Annotated in this window: 17 protein-coding genes; 3 read left to right on the top strand and 14 right to left on the bottom strand. The window is 36.2% G+C overall.

Annotation, left to right across the window (positions count from 1 at the left end; genetic code table 11):
- From B2R82_RS18175 to B2R82_RS18140, 8 genes are all read right to left on the bottom strand, one after another.
- Positions 1-306 (bottom strand): transposase domain-containing protein (locus B2R82_RS18175; protein ID WP_422655561.1); only part of this gene is annotated, 306 nt, incomplete at its 3' end.
- A 112-nt stretch (positions 307-418) separates the two neighbouring features.
- Positions 419-772 (bottom strand): IS66 family insertion sequence element accessory protein TnpB, encoded by a 354-nt coding sequence (tnpB, locus tag B2R82_RS18170; protein ID WP_286926283.1) that lies wholly within the window; start codon positions 770-772, stop codon positions 419-421.
- On the bottom strand, positions 769-963 hold the full coding sequence (locus tag B2R82_RS18165) for a hypothetical protein (RefSeq protein WP_286926282.1): 195 nt from the start codon (positions 961-963) through the stop codon (positions 769-771). The genes tnpB and B2R82_RS18165 overlap by 4 nt, the downstream gene beginning before the upstream one ends.
- A gap of 63 nt (positions 964-1,026) precedes the next feature.
- Positions 1,027-1,869 carry an MBL fold metallo-hydrolase gene (locus tag B2R82_RS18160; protein ID WP_286926281.1) on the bottom strand — a complete coding sequence of 281 codons (843 nt, stop codon included), beginning with the start codon at positions 1,867-1,869 and terminating at the stop codon, positions 1,027-1,029.
- Positions 1,870-1,931: 62 nt separating this feature from the next.
- The gene (locus B2R82_RS18155; RefSeq protein ID WP_286926280.1) at positions 1,932-2,480 is read right to left on the bottom strand and encodes a hypothetical protein; all 549 of its coding nucleotides are present in this window, start codon (positions 2,478-2,480) and stop codon (positions 1,932-1,934) included.
- Positions 2,473-3,564, bottom strand: a complete 1,092-nt coding sequence (locus B2R82_RS18150) for a hypothetical protein (RefSeq protein WP_286926279.1) — start codon at positions 3,562-3,564, stop codon at positions 2,473-2,475. Before B2R82_RS18150 ends, B2R82_RS18155 begins: the two co-directional genes overlap by 8 nt.
- Before the next feature lie 17 nt (positions 3,565-3,581).
- Complete coding sequence (locus B2R82_RS18145) at positions 3,582-4,100, bottom strand: sigma-70 family RNA polymerase sigma factor (RefSeq protein WP_286926278.1); 519 nt, start codon at positions 4,098-4,100, stop codon at positions 3,582-3,584.
- A gap of 719 nt (positions 4,101-4,819) precedes the next feature.
- A complete protein-coding gene (locus B2R82_RS18140) occupies positions 4,820-6,163 on the bottom strand; it encodes an arsenic transporter (protein WP_286926277.1) in 1,344 nt (447 codons plus the stop codon).
- 973 nt (positions 6,164-7,136) lie between these two features.
- On the opposite strand from B2R82_RS18140, the gene B2R82_RS18135 reads away from it, so the two are divergent.
- A complete protein-coding gene (locus B2R82_RS18135) occupies positions 7,137-7,814 on the top strand; it encodes a DUF2642 domain-containing protein (RefSeq protein WP_286926276.1) in 678 nt (225 codons plus the stop codon).
- Positions 7,815-8,347: 533 nt separating this feature from the next.
- Here B2R82_RS18135 and B2R82_RS18130 read toward each other — a convergent pair.
- The 4 genes from B2R82_RS18130 to B2R82_RS18115 form a co-directional block, all read right to left on the bottom strand.
- The gene (locus B2R82_RS18130) at positions 8,348-8,569 is read right to left on the bottom strand and encodes a hypothetical protein (protein WP_286926275.1); all 222 of its coding nucleotides are present in this window, start codon (positions 8,567-8,569) and stop codon (positions 8,348-8,350) included.
- 162 nt (positions 8,570-8,731) lie between these two features.
- Complete coding sequence (locus tag B2R82_RS18125) at positions 8,732-9,328, bottom strand: hypothetical protein (protein WP_286926274.1); 597 nt, start codon at positions 9,326-9,328, stop codon at positions 8,732-8,734.
- Positions 9,329-9,951: 623 nt separating this feature from the next.
- Entirely contained in the window at positions 9,952-10,761 is an 810-nt protein-coding gene (locus tag B2R82_RS18120; protein ID WP_286926273.1) for a sulfurtransferase, read from the bottom strand.
- A gap of 10 nt (positions 10,762-10,771) precedes the next feature.
- Complete coding sequence (locus B2R82_RS18115) at positions 10,772-14,383, bottom strand: dynamin family protein (RefSeq protein ID WP_286926272.1); 3,612 nt, start codon at positions 14,381-14,383, stop codon at positions 10,772-10,774.
- Positions 14,384-14,810: 427 nt separating this feature from the next.
- Between B2R82_RS18115 and B2R82_RS18110 the strand changes: the two genes are divergently transcribed.
- The gene (locus tag B2R82_RS18110) at positions 14,811-15,239 is read left to right on the top strand and encodes a DUF4183 domain-containing protein (protein ID WP_286926271.1); all 429 of its coding nucleotides are present in this window, start codon (positions 14,811-14,813) and stop codon (positions 15,237-15,239) included.
- Between the two features lie 26 nt (positions 15,240-15,265).
- Entirely contained in the window at positions 15,266-15,586 is a 321-nt protein-coding gene (locus B2R82_RS18105) for a DUF4183 domain-containing protein (RefSeq protein ID WP_286926270.1), read from the top strand.
- 61 nt (positions 15,587-15,647) lie between these two features.
- Here B2R82_RS18105 and B2R82_RS18100 read toward each other — a convergent pair whose 3' ends face one another.
- Both B2R82_RS18100 and B2R82_RS18095 read right to left on the bottom strand, forming a co-directional pair.
- Positions 15,648-16,373 carry a 5-oxoprolinase subunit PxpA gene (locus tag B2R82_RS18100; protein ID WP_286926269.1) on the bottom strand — a complete coding sequence of 242 codons (726 nt, stop codon included), beginning with the start codon at positions 16,371-16,373 and terminating at the stop codon, positions 15,648-15,650.
- Positions 16,364-17,233, bottom strand: a complete 870-nt coding sequence (locus tag B2R82_RS18095; RefSeq protein ID WP_286926268.1) for a biotin-dependent carboxyltransferase family protein — start codon at positions 17,231-17,233, stop codon at positions 16,364-16,366. The genes B2R82_RS18100 and B2R82_RS18095 overlap by 10 nt, the downstream gene beginning before the upstream one ends.

The following is a 17,233-nucleotide window of genomic DNA, read 5'->3' as shown; positions in this document are numbered from 1 at the left end:
GCATTGTGTATTGGTGGGATGATGGTGAATTTCTTCTATTTCAATCCCATCATGAAAAGAATCATTCCGTTTTTTCTTATGTAGTTTACGCTCAACGATATACGTAACAGTTGGCGTGCTTTGTTCTTCTGTCTGCTCAGATTCGTTAAAAGACGGATCGTCATCGAATAAAGAGCCTTGTCCGTCTGGTGCTTGATACTTTGATTTTTCCGATTTTGAACCATATAAAGCCTTGGTTAATTGGCGAACTTGTTCAGTCAATGCTTCGATTTGTCGATTTGACTGAGCTAATTGTTGCTCAAGCATTCGAATTAATCGTTCATTTTGATTTTCTCGATTAGGAACGTTCGTCAAATCATTCACCACATTTCCGTTCAGTTTAAGTTATTTGATGATTATACCATCTTAATAGGTGGGTTTAAAAGACACCTTTTGTAGATTTCGTAATTGCTTTTGGCTGCTGAAGCGATAAACCTTCTAAAAGCCAGCGAAGTTCCTTTTGTGAAAGGTTACGTACTTCCTTTTCATCTTTTGGCCATTGCAGTTTGCCATTATCTAATCGTTTATAAAGTATGGCGAAGCCATCTCCATCAAAATACAAACATTTATAACGGTCTTTACTCGTTCCAGAAAATAAGAAGATGGAATCACTATATGGATCCAGTTTAAAAGCATCCTGGATGAGTGTTGCGAGACCGTCAATACCTTTACGCATATCAGTCTTACCGCAAATAATGTAGATGTTCTGCACGCTCGTAAAATCTTGCTTCATTGATTATTCAACTCCTTCAGAATCGTTTGGATGATGCGCTCATCTACGCCATTAAAGAAGGAAATTTCAGCACTAGTTGTTTTAATGATGCAGCTCGGCTCAGGAGAGTTTTGTCGTGAAGTTGTTGATGAAGAGTTGTCAGTGATCGGATCTAGTGTCACTGGGACAATTGTTAGTTTGGTAGTTGACATAAAGAAGCACCTCCTCTAATTGATACATTTATCGTACCGGAGGTGCCTGGTTATTTATATGCGTTATTTGATTGCGGGCTTACAGGACTCTTGCTTAAACTGCTGAATAAAAGCGGTAATGATATGCTTGGAAGACCATTGCTCCCCAGATACTTTTGTAATTGGATATTCGCGAGGGAAGATAGATTTAGTGATTTCTTCCACTGTATAACCTTGATTAAATAGTTGCTTAACTCGCCCTTCTATCTCCTCTAAATAAGCGATTTTATTTAGGATTTTCGATCGGCCATCCGCAATATAGCCTGCATGGCAGCAATATATTGCCTCGAAATCATAGTTTAATAGCTTCTTTAATGATGCCAAGGTATGTACAATGTTTTCTTCATCCAGAACAACCTTGGTTTTTGTCTGTATAAATAAATCACCTGTGAACATGGCGCCGGTTTCTCGATTGTAAAACGAAACATGATCGGTTGTATGCCCAGGAGTTTCAATGACATCCCATATTGCTGATCTTGATTGTAAGGAGTCACCTAGTGGTTGAGCAACAAACGCAGGTCGTTCTCCCCATAGTGCCTGACGATAAAGTGGATACTCTCCATCTTCGGCACAAATTTGCACGGAATCACGATGAACGAAAATAGGGGCCTTCTTATACTGCTGAATCCATGCTGCATTCCCTGCATGATCCTCATGGGAATGTGTTAATGCTAATTGCTCAATGGGTATCTCTGAAAAGAAGGATTGAAATTCCTGTGATAGTGAGTACGAGCCTGCATCAATAAGTAAACCATCCACGAAAAAACTATAAACGCTCATGCCGATGCCCTGTACTGCAACTTTACCTTGCGCACATTGAACATCCTGATTCTGTTGAATTTCTATACTTTTCTCTCGTTTAAACATCCATTTTCCCCCTTTGGCTTTCTGTAAAAAGAGTGTAACACAAAATGAATGGTCAGTCATTTTTACATATATGTAACAACAAAGGATTTTTTCTTTACATGCTTTCTTAAAGATAAAACATGGAAGAATAGACGGATATTCACCACAAATAAAAGAAATGCCCCTAGCACCAACAATCCTATCTGCCAGTCTCTTGGTAAATTGCTTAACATTGTCCAACCTACAATAACAGCAAATACAACTATGACATATTTTTTTAGCACACGGGCAGTAGGGCCATGAGCATCATAGCGCTGTTCTAAAGAAACTAATATTTTGCCAAACTCCATAATAATCAGTAAATCTATCCCTGCAATGAAAACAGTACTCCAATTGAACAACAGCTGTAAGGAAAAAATATTACTTACTAATGCTAAAACTATAGCTATAACAATGTATTTTTTAATTGGTGTAACCTTTTTACAATATGAAAGACTCTTTAAATATGCTCCATAAACCAATATATCTTGAAGAATATTGATATACTTAAAACTATTGAGGTAAAGCAATTGTAAAAATAAAGCTATGGCAAACCATTGTAAAAGTTTAACATGTTCCTTTGTTTCATTCATTCATTTCACGCACCTTTTTCACCATACTTTCTGTAAAGTAGATTTGGGAAAATACTTTAGTTATTAAGTAACCATCTGGCCCACTTAAACCTACTGAAGCATTCATATCAAAAGGAGAGTTCTTAAACTGAATAAACAGTTCAATACGCTGACCTTTTTTCAATGAAATTGGAAAATCTTCCGAAGTAAAAGATTGATTATTAATCTTAAATTCTTTCAAAATAACTCGGTTTTCTAAAAAAGATGGAACATAAAAATCATCAAATACAGCATCCTGCTCAAGTATAAAGGAAATCACATGCTCATCTTGGTCTCTAGAAGCACGAAAACTTTGATGAGGTACCTCCTTGTCATTTTGATAAATATTTAGAGAAAGGGGAGCCTTTATTTTTGCATCATCACTTAGAATAAGATATACATCCTTACTTGCCATAATTTTTTCAATCTCTGATAAATCGGCTTGAAAATATGCGTCACGAATATACTGATAACGTAATGATTGGTAGGTATCGTATGGATAATAAAATCCATTAATAAGATTGTCTTGCTTTGATGTAAAATAAGCTATTGGTAGGATTACATCATCAGCCTGTAGAAATTTTACATAGCGATGGTCATTATGATTCGTTATATAACGTATCTCAAAACCATTTTGTTCATCTTTATTTACCTCTATTGATGTTGGAATAACTAAAGGGTTAACTAACTGATGTTGTAAAAATAGTGCACTATTTCCGAGTAATAAAATCAATACTGCTGCAACGCCAAGCGTTTTTACTTTATCAGATCCTGATTCTATTTTTCTTTTAGTTATTAACAATATTATCGATATACATAAAATAGCAATTCCCCAATATATATAGGAAGAAAATTGCTCTTGAACCAAAGTTGTACTTGCCCCCTGATGATTATTTGTCCCCCCCTGCCCTATGCTCAATGCAATAAAGCCTCCTGCGGCAAGTGTCACTGCAATCGTTATTATTTTTGGTAGCCAACGCTGGGACTTTTGCTGCTCTTTCCTTGCCTGTTCGATTCCTTGTAGACTACGCTTATGCAACGATTTGGGAATATCAATTTGATCCATCTGCTTTTTAAAATCGCTCATTCTTGCCCCTCCTGTTCCAGCGCTTGTTTTAGTTTTTTTAATGCACGATACAAGATCGTTTTTGTAGTTCCTAATTTTAGCTGCAAAGCCTGCGACACTTGAAGTAATGTATAATCATTGTAAAATCGAAGTAATATCACGTCTTTTTCCTCTTTTGAAAGCCTTGTTATGATATCCTCCATCACCCATCTTTGAGGAAGCTCCTCATGCGGCTCTTCACCTTGCTCTAGTTCCTCCATTTCATATGGCAGGAATTGTCCCCGTTTTTTTAGTAAATCTGTTGCACAATTAATAGCAATCCTTATCAACCAAGTTTTTATATGAAACGAACTTTGCAAAGAATGTATGTATTTAAAACTTCGGTAAGCTACCTCCTGCACGACATCCAGAGCATCTACCTCATTGCCCACGTATACATAGGCCATTTTATATAAATCAATTTCAAACTGTGAAAATAGCTGTGCGAACGCCTCAGCATCGCCCTTTTTCGCTCGTTGTATGAGAATTTCCTGCACTTGCTCACCTCCTCTATCTATTAGACCTGCATAGATGGAATTTGGCTTTCAAAAATAATTTTTTTCAAACATTATGTTTTTTCTTAGATATTCAATTTTAGAAAATATGGAATGGGTGCAAAGTGAACATAGAAGACGGATGAACCGTTGATGTATCAATGTTTTAGAATATAGCCTCCAATTTTGTATAATGCAGAATATTGCATATAAAGCTTTCTTGGGGCTGAAGGGGGCCAATAAAAGCTAGGCAAGCGTGTGGATAAGAATGTGTGAGTTGATTAAAGTCTTCATAAAAATCCTTAAAGATTTTGAAGAACTTGCGAAAGCATCTTTTCCTCATTTGTATTGTTATACCTGGGTAACAAATCATGGTATTTTGAGAACATCTTCTTAAAAATAATTTAATGAAGATGACTAACTGAAAAAAAATCTTTACCATAAAAAAGACAGCAGTCTATGGTATAGAGTGAGTTGAAGCCCTGTAGAAGAGAGTCTACAAAAACCGCAGACTCTCACAGCACCTAATGCATGATTAAAAAGTCACCTTTTTACTACAATTGTAAAAGCTTTAAAAGCTGATTCTAAAGTACTCGTTGGTTTACAAATTAAAATGGTTATTTCTCTCAATTAATAACTGATTTATCTTTGATTATTAATAAATAAACTGTCATTATGTTAGAACAATTTTCTCGGATAATCAATAATAAATCTAGGTCTCATTAATAAAAGAGCCATGTTACCCAATAATATAAAATGACTAACGTAAAGATGACTGTGGGTGGAATAACGATGATAGTAACTTTAATGTATTCCCACAATGTAATTTTTACCTTACCTTTCCTTATGATGTGCATCCACATTAGTGTTGCAAGGGTACCCATAGGAAGTAACAGTGCACCTATATCACTTCCGATAATATTTGCTAAATAAGCAACTTTCAGGGAAATAGGATCAAGCCCCATATTGGTTAACGTAATAGTTCCAACCATAAGCGCTGGATGGTTATTAAAAATATTGGATAGTACTGAGAGTAGAACACCCATTAAGACACTTGTATTGAGTAGGTTTTCGGAAACCAGCGGACGCATAAATTTAATTAACCATTCCGTTAAGCCAATATTATTGAGACCATAGATAATGACATACATACCAAATGCAAAAACGATAATATACCATGGTGTTTTTTTCAGCATATCACCTGGAGGTATTTTCAAATAAGCCCATCTCCATCCTAAAAGAACAAGGGATCCAATTACTGCCATAACGGAAATTGGAATTCCTAAAAACGATGCGAAGAACAGACTCAGCCTAACGCCAAGTACAAATAGAAGTACGAATAGCATGAACCTAGTACGCTTTTGCTTCGAATCTCCTAAAGCAATTTGTTTAAGTGGATGATAGGAAGGAAGTGACATCCCAGTTACATTTGTAGGAACAGTTTTAGGTATATTCTTTTTGAAATATAAAAACAGTAAGCCAACTAGTAGTAATAAACCGAGTGTTGCAGGAACAAACATCATCGCAGTATGTGAATACAAGCTCATATCGACAATTTTTAATGCAATTAGATTTACGATGTTACTTACCCCGATTGGAGCACTGGATGCTGTTGCAATTAATCCTCCGGAAAGTAAATATGGAATCTTTTGGTGATTTTCTAATCCCATATTGTTTAATAACATAATTAATATTGGTATTGCGATTAAAATGCTACCGTCATTATTAACGAAGAGTGTCATGAGAAAGCATAGGAGATTGACATACCAGAATAATCGAATACCAGATCCATTTGCTTTTTCAGCAAGTAGCTCTGCAACCCAGTTAAAGAACCCAAAGCTTTCTAATACAATTGCCATGACAATTGTAGCCATAATGGTAATCGCAGCATCACTGATAGTTTTTATAATTGTGAAGAGATCTGTCATGGTTACACTTCCACAAAGAATTACAATAATTGCACCGACCAAGGCAGGAATAGCTTCATTCATATTTCTTGGTCTCCAAAAAATGAAACCAAGAGTAACTAAAAATGTAATCAATGTTATTATATCTAATATTTGCATAGTAATTTCACCTTCATGAAATTTTATTTAATTCTGTAAAAATTTGTTGTAAGTCTATATTAGGTCCTTACCTCTCATTCATTAGGTTAGTGATGCTGTCGTAATATAAATATGTAAAAAATCAAAGTTCTCTTGGTTTTACACCTATTTTCTCTAATTTTTATACTAAATTATCCAAATATTAAAATAGTATATTGAAAAGAATGATGTTTTTTGTGCGAAAGCGTAGTGCTAACGTAGCGGCAGCAACATGATGTTGCTTACTCAGTCGTGTGCTGTTGTTGCTGTCGCTTTCGCACAGTTAAAACCGAGTTGCTATCGCTTCGCTTTGTCGAAATATGTATAAAAAACAAGAGTAAAATCATATAAAAATTTTAATTACCATAGTAATCTTTTGTATCACCGGACGGCAAAAAGAAGTATTAAATACCTCAAAAGTATTTTATCGTTATAATTTATTACATAATTTTCTAATTTTCCGAAAAATAAATCAAAAGTAACAAGTACAAGGTTTCAGCTAGGTACCTTTTGTGTTTTTATAAGCAAGCTTCAGACATTAATCGGATCTACAAATGCACCAAAGCATGAATGTAAATTTACGATGCGCTTTTAGCACAGTGAAGTTCTTCAAAAAATATCGACATAAAAGCAATTTGACATGAATAAGTTGTGTTGTGTTGATTGTAAAATATTCATTGGACTAATTTCTAACCAAGATGATGTACGTTGCGATTATGAATGTAGATTTTTACAAGTTGAAATGTCTCGCAAATGTAAATGAAGGAGGCATCAGGTACATTATTGATACTTATAGCTCCTTGCAACAATAATGTTGATGTTTATTTAAAAAAGTATGGAAAAGCCAAAATGGGGGGTAACATTTTAGTCATCTCAGTTAGCTTAATGGTTAACTTATTCAGTTAGTTTTTGGTGATAGTTTGAGTATTGAATAGAAAGCGAGGTAAATTTGATTATGTTATTGCGAAATCTAAGTAAAGAAATTGTTGTAATTGGTCTCTCAGGCGGAAAAATACTGAAAGGTTCAGTGATTGATTCGAGTAGTGATATTATTGTGATTTATGATGGAAAAATGTTTGTCTATTTACCCATCAATCATATTCAAACTTTAGAAATAGATTATGACAATGAAGATAACGTTCAGGAACCTTCAGAAAGACCGATATTTACTTCTCAAGTATCTAATAATGACCTAACCCTTACAAATATACTTTCACATGCAAAAGGGGTACATGTGGAGATTTTGGTAACAAGAAACCATGCGCTACATGGGGTTATAGCGTCTGTTATGAATGATTATTTTGTATTTGAGTCTCCCATTTACAAAACAATGTTCATTTTAACAAAACATTTGAAATGGCTCATTCCATATTCAAAGGATCAGTTTCCTTATGGACTAAGTAAAAATGAGTTTTCAAGTCTTTTGCCTATTAAGAATCAATCACTAAACAATACATTCGAGTCCCAAATTGACCAACTCAGAAATCAACTTGTTGTATTAAATCTTGGAAAAGAATATTCCCATATAGGTAGAGTAATTAGTGTGAAAGATCAAATTATTGAGATACAAAATGGGAAATCTGATTCCATTTATTTTAACCTTTCTCATATTCAAACTGTTCATCAAGTGTAAGATTTATGTACTCAGAAAAGTAGATTCTTCTAAGTCTCTTTTTATGAGTATGTTTTAAAAAGACTATCTTTGTTGCTAAGTAAACCACAATTTTTAATGTAGGACATGATGTCAATAATGACTTTGTCATGAGTAGAGCTATTGTTTTTTCGTTCCCTTTATCTAATTTCCCTCTGTTTGATAGATGTCGTAAAAGGGCAATTGTCAAAATAGTGATAAATGGACTAACAAAACAAGTTTTTAATTCGTGATGAAAGAGCTAAGGGTGGCGGAGTATTGCGGTTTGAAGCATAGCCAAATGAAGGAAAAGCAATTGAAAAAGAAGAAGGATAAGGCTTGTGGAGGATGCTACATTACTACTGCTTAAAAAGGCATTAGGGAGGATGCCGTGGAAAAATGAGTAGCCGTTAAATCTAGAATCTAATCCAAGAAACCAATTAGAACGGTACATGATTAGCGAAAGCTAGGTTCGCTATAGGAGTTGGGCATTCAAAGTTCGTCATGTGTGAGTAAAGATAACCTTTACTTAGAGGTTATGTTTCGGCCATTTGAATACCGATCAGATTTACCACACAAAGGTTTTGAAACACTTCAAAATGCAAGATATTGGAAAAATCAACTTGTCCATTAATACAACGAGCTCCACCTACAATTAAATAATAGCGTTTAAAACGGAGCAATGAAAAAACTACTAAAGTCCCCATTTCCCTGGTGATTAAGCTTGAAAGCACACGTTTACTTTCAATCTTAATCACCAGATCAGCAAGCTCAGTGTGATAGCTTTAACTGATTATGGGGATTCACGTAAATTTTCAAAATACTCAGGTAACTAAATCCGACAACCAAATTAATAAACATTGAAAACTCAATATTGTTTCGCCTATTACATCATATAAATAATTTATTATACAAAATCATTACCTTCTTCTATTATTCCTCACATTTCTTCCTCTGTTATTCACCGCCTTTTCATTATTTTGCACATCTTTGTTTTCTGTCTTATTATTAGAACTTTCATCGCTATCATTTGCCTCATTTTTGTTATTTTCATTAGTCTTTCCTTGTTCTTTCTTTTCTGCATCATTTTTTTCACTAGTTGTTCCTAAACTAATATTTCGAACATGATACATTGCTAGACGAATAATTTCTTCTTTAGAAAAGATTGTAATATAATCGTCCGAAACTTCATCCATTATTCCTTCTAACATTTCTGGACCACCACGATTTACTTTAACCCAATGGTGTCGTAGGCTACTTACTACTGTTTTAAAATCAGGTGCAAGTAAGTATGAATCTGTGGCTGGATCTTCAACACTAAATTCCATCCCATCTCTTGAATTAAGAGTAATGCTTTTAATGTGCTGTGTTTTGTAATAAACAATCCCATCTTTTTCTGTTAATAATACAAAATGATCGTCTTCAGCAGCCATTAACTTCCCTATACGTGATTCAGGTCCCCCCCGATCCACCCTTATAACCTTATTCATTAACGTAAGTAGAAGATTTTTATTCATTCTTTTAGCCTCCTAATGGTATTGTCTTGTTATCTATATGTGTACTTGAGTAATGGACCTATGCAAAATGCCTATTTAGGTAAAAATATACTTTTCATCGTCATGTATCTCTTTTTCTATATATTAAAGTCACGTCTATTCAGATGTATCGCATAATTTCTTTGAAGAAATGTGCAGCAAACAATAGTAATTGAGTAACGGATAAAATAATGCTATACACCCCTTTAAAAAACAGCATTTTATTATTCAGCCTAATTTTAAATTTCACTATTCTGTTCTTTACATCATCTACCCATCACTTTCAACCCTCTATCAATTATGTCCCAGTGTAATTGCATTCGGATTTTGAATTGTGCCTAGGCTCACGATGCAGGTCAGTTAGCCGCTTTTGCAGGATGCGAAGATGGTAGGCTAACATCCTTTTATTCATTCCTTTGAAAATCCATGACATCCACTGGAGATTTTGCGCCAATATGGTTCCTTAATCGTGTGTTGTTGTTCCTATCGCTTCGCTTACGCGCATAAAACATCTGCCGCTATGCTTTCGATACAAAAAACATTTGCTGAATGAAGATAAATCTACATAAAAAAACGCCCACCATCGTGAGCGCTTTTTCCATCATCTATTCATTTGTACCCTTCTCGATATCATATTGGGTAATCCAATCACTATAGCTTCCAACATATAATTGAATATTTTCGTAGCCTTCATCAGCTAGGACAGCATATAAAGGAGATGCCGTCACGCCACTTCCACAATAGACCACAACATGCTCGTCAGGTGACACTATACTTCGAAGGCTATCATTAGCCTGCAATTGACCTTCTGATTTCAATTGCTCCCAGTCAAAGTTTTTAGCCGTTGGTATATGTCCTGCTACTTTATCTAACGGCTCCACCTCTCCCCGATAACGAGCTGCTGCACGAGCATCCAATAATGTTGCCTCTATCTCTCCATCTACAATCGCTTTTACTGCTTCACGTGGCGCATAGCGTTCTTCCTGCCAGTCAAACTCAATCGTAGTTGGCGGGTATTTAATAATATCCTTGGTGAAGGTTATCTTTTTTTCAAGGGCTGGTGCACCTCCATTGGCAATGACTACATTTGGAAAACCAGCGTATGTTAGCATCCACCATGCTCTTGCTGCAAAAGGTGCAGCCCCTTGATCATATACGATAATCTGATCATCATAGCTTAATCCTAATCCTTGAAAAACGGCTGATAGCTTTTCTTTGTTTGGCATTGGATGACGGCCATTATCAGACTCCATATCCGATAAATCCTGCTCAAGGTGAATATAAATAGCACCTGGGGCATGCCCTTCATCAAATGCTTTTCTTCCTGCTTCATTATCTTGTAAATCAAAGCGAGCATCTACAAAACGAACACCCTCAAATGGAATTTCCTCTACTGATTTAAATACTTTCCCCATACGAATCACCTCATGCGTATTGTAGTTGCGCGTAAATCGTTTTCCAAGAAGCCAATCGACTTTCTTCTTGCAGTACAAGTCTTTCTGTAGCAATTTGCTCAAGTGCCTGATGGTAAATATGCAGACGTAATCTCTCCGCTTCCTCAGCAATGTAGGAAATGGCCCATGTCATTAATGATACTTTCTGGGCATCCAGATAATTTTGTGCATCTGGCTTTGTTAAGGCCTCTAGCGCCTCACTTAATTTCACCTTTTCATTTTTCTCAAAAAATGCTTTAGCATTACGGAAGTGCGTTTTTACGCTTGAATATTTTGCATTATCAGTAAACGGCCCCTCAAAATCAAGTAAATCTGGCTCAGCTGCCTCAAAGGCTAAAAACGAGAAGCTACGGTTTAATTCTTTTAACTCACGTACTTCGTCCTTAAAGCGCAATTGCATCTTCTTACTGATAAATTGTGATAAACGGAAGTTCGTAACACGCATTTCTTGTGTGAAATCAAATCGTAAGCTTTGTAATACTTCCTTTAAAGCATGCTCCAATGCTTGCTGTGCTGGCATTGCTGCAAATGTTGAGGGATTATAGCCTTCTTTAAAGAACTCTGGATAACGATAGTATACGCGTTGTAGAACATAGTATAATAATTCGTCCAGCTCTTGCTTCGTTTCACTTTCTACCATACTTGTATTAAGTGTATTGAACTTGGATTTGATATGCTGTTCAAGTGTTGTTAATTCCTCTAAACGTTCATCCTTGCGCTTTAAGTTTTCCTCAGTTTGCGCAATTAAATCACCCAAACGTTGCTCCGTTTTATCAACTTCCTCTGCAAGTGCCTGCACCGCTAATGCACTTAACTCATCATTTAAAAAGGTATAGAAAGCGTCCTCAAATGGTGGCATACCAGAGGATAATTCAGCTTCTTCAACTTTTTCCTTTAACGCCAACAAACTGGAAACACCGTAAAGTCGAGGGAAGCGTATACCAAAGCGCTGCAATTCTGAACGCACATAGCCCTTTACATCCTCTTGTTCTTCCTCTGTTGTTGCCAAATCTATGGCATTAACAATAAAGAACATCTTATCTAGCTCGAATGCATCTTTTACACGACCAAGCTGAATTAAAAATTCACGGTCTGCTTTTGCAAAGGCATGATTATAATAAGTAATAAACAAGATTGCATCAGCATTTCGGATATACTCAAATGCAACACCTGTATGACGTGCATTAATAGAGTCAGCTCCAGGTGTATCAACTAGTGTAACACCCATGCGTGTTAGTGGACTATCATAATAAAAATCAATATTATCAACAAAACATGATTTGTTTTCTTGCGCAACAAATTTTTCAAACTCTTCTCGGTTAACACGTAACACTTTGCCAAGCTCAGATTTAAATGTTGGGAACCCTTCTTTATATGCACGAATAAATGATTTATGGACATTTAAACGCTCATCAGAAAGCTGCACAGCAAGTCCTTCATCCGCACGGTTAAATGCTTCTTCTAATGAGGAAACAGAAAGTCCGATTGCTGCATAGGAGCCTTTAATATCCTCTAGCATTTGCTCAGCATTTTTTAGCTGTACATCAGCTGTTTCATGTGGATGGTCTGGAGTTACAGGACGTATTTTATTAATGGCCGCTGTTGTAGGGTTTGGTGAAACCGGTAAAACCTTTGCACCCATTAAGGCATTCGAGAATGAGGATTTCCCTGCACTAAATGCGCCAAACAATGCGATGGTAAAATCTTTCTTTTGCAATCGCTCTACCTTATTCTCTAAGTAACTTGCTACTTCGGCAAAGCCCTGAACCTCTTTTACGGCGTTCGCTGTATGCAAAGCTCGTTTAATAACACCTTCAATTGGAAGACTTGTTGCACTCACAGCTTGCTGTACCTCTTCTTGTTGAACAGCTTGCTCTTTTGGCTTCAGCATCGTTTCATCGAATAATCGAATTTCTGCTAAATCCTGCTTGAATGCGTTGTCCCAGTTTATCAGTTGCTGATTCGCTTGCTTACGAATTTCATTGCTCGCCTGGTGCATAACACTTGCACTATATTGCTGGTAGCCTTCAATTTCAAGCACAGCCTGAATAGCATTTACCTTTGCCTGCATTCCTGCCATTTTTAATTTAGATGGTGCCGCTGTTTCTGTTGCTACGGACTCTAATAATGTTGCTTGTGCATCCTTCCATTGATCCGATTCTTGAATAAAGTAGCGCTTTGTTGCCTCCGCTACACGATTAGCAAAGTTTAATACGGCATCTCCTGTTAATAAAGCACCTACTTGCACCTGCTGTTCAATCAGTGAAAATGGTAGAGCAAATGTATAGGCATCAATTGCTGAAGCTCGCTCTTCATTTAGTGCACCAACATCCTTTAAAACCTTTTTCATTAAGCCCCTTAAATGGCCTGTAATTTGTGCATGTGCTACATTTTGATAGGCACTATAGGCATCTTCTTTACGGCGGTTACGTTCTTCTTCCGTTTTTTTCTTAGCCGTAAATAAGCCACCTACCTTAAAACCTTCCTGCTGGCTCTCTAAATACAAACGTAATTTATCTCGTAAATCGGCAGGCATAATGGCTGCATTTGCAAGTAACTCCTTACGCTCCTCTTCAAATGTCTCGTTCCATGCCTCTACGGAAAACAACTCCACTTGACGGTTAAGCTTATTATATTGCTCTAAAATGTCCTTATGGTTTGCCCAGTCATCCGCACTTAATACATCTTCATCTATTTCTAAACGATCCTGTCTTTCCTCCATTAAATAAGTGTCATGCTCGCTTTGTAATAAACGCAGTGTATTTGTTGCAGTTAGTACAAGCTGATCCTGCCAATCATTCATACTATCCATCACAATTTTCTTCACAGCCTCAAAATCATTATGAGGGTGCTCAGGCTCTCTTAAAGAAGTGAAAAACACACCTTTAGGAATAACTCCCCAAGCGGCAAATGATTGATGGACAGTAGCTTTAAATTCCTCAAAGCTTAATTCATTTTCCTTATGCTTATCAATCATATTAACGATTAAATAAACATTTGGATTGTACTTCATCAACTGCTTTGTAAATTGGAAATTTAATTCAGATTGCACGTGATTGTAGTCCATTGTATAAAATACGATATCAGCAATATGAAGAGCTGACTCTGTAGACATACGGTGTGCATCATCTGTGGAGTCCACTCCTGGTGTATCCATCACTGTGACACCGAATGGTAATGTCGATGCACTGTGCCCGATTTCAATTTGAGATACTAGATCCCCATTTTTACTTAGTTCTTTCACAGTTTTAAAATCATAGCCTGCTTCAAACTTGACAGGCTTTTCATTGTGCATATAGACAATCGCATAATCTTCCTCTGATTTATGGACCTTTACTATATTAGCGCTCGTTGGAATCGGGCTAGATGCAAGTAAATTTTCACCAGAAAGTGCATTAATCATACTCGACTTTCCTGCAGAGAAATGGCCTGCAAATCCAATAACATACTCTTTTTGCTGTAATTTTCGTGCAAAAAGTGAGGTTTTATCCATACGCTCTGTATCGCCATTATGCTGATATATTATGTATTGTAACGCTGCTTGTTTTAACAGCCCCTCCAATTGCTGATCAAAATCATTCATAAAACCAATATCCCCTTTATTTTTAATCAATTTCGCCTTGGCGCTTTCAACAATGCCGTCCGGTTTTGAATTGTGAGAGCACAAAACACTTCATTTAAAGTCTACGACATCCGCCAGAGGCTTGATCTTCATTCAATGGTGTTCGTCATGAAGATAAATTATTCATATTTAGTATTCTACCTTATTCGACAAGCAAAGTATAACACTAATTTACTTTAAAAAGCATATATATCAAGGTTTCAGACGTAATATTCGTCAACACAGGCATGTTTAACCAACGATATTAGGATGCTTAACTAAAACACTTAGAATTTATTTCATATTTTAAAGGGAATGTAATGATTTCAAGCACTTCTATTTTTGCTGTGTGAACTAAACCAGAATAGTAGATATAGGGGCATCAATAACTAAATGAAGGGATTAACATATGGTCAACAATGGGAATTACCAGAAAATTGAACAAACATGTGAATGTGGCTGTGAAGATCGATTTGTATGGCCCCGAATAAAAGCTAGTACAGCGTCTTCCATTACACCTCCAGTCATTATTCCTAGTGGAACGATTCTTCCAATAGTGAATAGATATTTTTATATTGTTACAGCTGATATTCATCTGACAAATGGAACTACAATAAACGCTAATCTATTTTGGGACGATAATGGAAACCAAGTAACTGCATTTACAATTTTTCAACCAAATGGGTACGTCAATCTTTTTATTAATGGTGTCATGCAAGAGGGCGGGATTTATACTATAACCCCAGCCTCCTTAGTCCTAAATGCTGATAATGCAACCATCTATAGGGGAACGCCTATTATCATCGAATCTCTCGGTTTTATAAACCAAACGACCTAATATCCTTTGGAAGGAGGTGAATAGACGTGGCGCTTTCCATTATTAATATCAATGTGAATGTTTCAGGCACTTCAACACGATTTTTTAATATTTTAGCTACACCATTAGCAATTGTAGATGGAACAACTATTGCCGCTACTTCATTTTTAAATGATAGCGGTAGTGCGGCAACTACTTTTCCAATCGTAACAAATGGATACTATAATTTATATATTAATGGTGTACTTCAGGAAGGTGACTCTTATACAGTTTCTGCAACAGAATTAACGTTTAATACTGTTACAGGCGCTATTTCTGCTGGAACTCCAATTATTATTGAAGCTGTTGAATTAGTAACGGTTATTTAATTTCCTTAACTAAAAATGGATGCTCTAAAAATATAGGTTTTTAGGGCATCCACTTTTATAGTTATTTGATCTGACATTTTAACTCATAGATTTTTTTTGCATAATCCAAAGCATATGGGCCGTCTCCATGTATACATAAAGTTTGAGCAGAAATGTTGATTTTCTTTTGTTGTACTGACATCACTTCGTTCGACATCAAAATTCCTTTGACATGTTCAAGCATTTCAGCTTCTGTTTGAATCAATGCATTCGATTCTTGTCTACTTACTAATGTACCATCATCATTATAATTACGGTCAGAAAAAACCTCCTCATAAACTTGTAAGCCCTTATTCTTCGCTATTTCTACCATTTTACTTCCAGATAAGCAATATACAATAAAGGTTGGATTTACATCATAGATAGCATTGACAATTGCGGTTGCCTTTTCAATATTATTTGCACTCTGATTATAGAGCGCTCCATGTGGCTTCACATGATGGAGTGAACCCTTTTCAACTGAAACAAATGCTTGCAAAGCCCCTACTTGATAGACAACCATATTGTAGATTTCTTCTGCACTAAAATCCATATCTCGTCGACCAAAGCCCTTGACATCAGGATATCCAGGATGTGCACCAATATGAACATTTTTACGGATAGCGTTTCGTACTGTCTGATGCATGATTGTATGATTACCAGCATGGTAGCCGCAAGCGATATTAATGGACGTAACATAGTCTAAAATTGCTTGATCTTTTAAAACATCATTACTTTCTCCCATATCACAATTTATATCTATGGACATACATCTTCCTCCATTAGTACAAATTTTATCGTATTAAACATGCGCATCTGGGCAACTTTATGTAAATCCTCCTCATGAATTGTGGCAATGATTGGATACCCACCTACTGTCTGGGCATCTGCCATTAAGATAATAGGCTCACCATTTTGTGGCACCTGAATTGTTCCAAACTGTGTGGCCTCTGAAAAGATATCTTTTATTTTTTTAAGCTTAAGTATCGAACCTTTTAAATAATAGCCCATTCGATTCCCACCCGAAAACTGAAAGGCAACCTGCAAGAATTGTTGTTGACTCTCTTCTGTAAATAGCTCAAAATGAGGACCTTTAAAGATTCTTACAGTAATGTCGGATTCAAATATGGGACGGAAAGGAGCATAAAGTCCTCTAGTATAATGTAATGTTCCTGCGTTCTTTCCATATAGAATACTACCTTCATTAATAGCTTCACCTACAAGTGGAAAGCATGAACTACTGCCAAGTATTGGTTCTATTTTAAATCCCCCTTTAGGTGTAAGGTAGACAACAGATCCGTCACTTACACTTTTTATGGACAAAACATCTCCCTTCGTTAATTGAAAGGTTTTCCACATTTCGATTGGGACACCATTCAATAAACACCTACATTTGGCCCCAGTCAAGACATAGATTCCATCATCGATCGCTTCAAATTCAAAACCGCCTATAAACATTTCAAATGTCGTTTGGTTTTTTTCGTTATTTAAAATATTTTGCGCTGCTTGGAAGGACACTTTATCCATAGGTCCAGAAAGAGGAATACCATACTCACGATAGCCATATCTCCCTTTGTCTTGCAGACTTCCATATACACCCTGCTTTTTTACTATAAGAAGTGGCTTCAA

Source organism: Lysinibacillus sp. UBA6686 (assembly GCF_002455205.1).
Classification (GTDB): domain Bacteria; phylum Bacillota; class Bacilli; order Bacillales_A; family Planococcaceae; genus Lysinibacillus; species Lysinibacillus pakistanensis.
The sequence above is the reverse complement of the archived record's forward strand: the minus strand, read 5'-3'. Positions and strand labels throughout refer to the sequence as shown.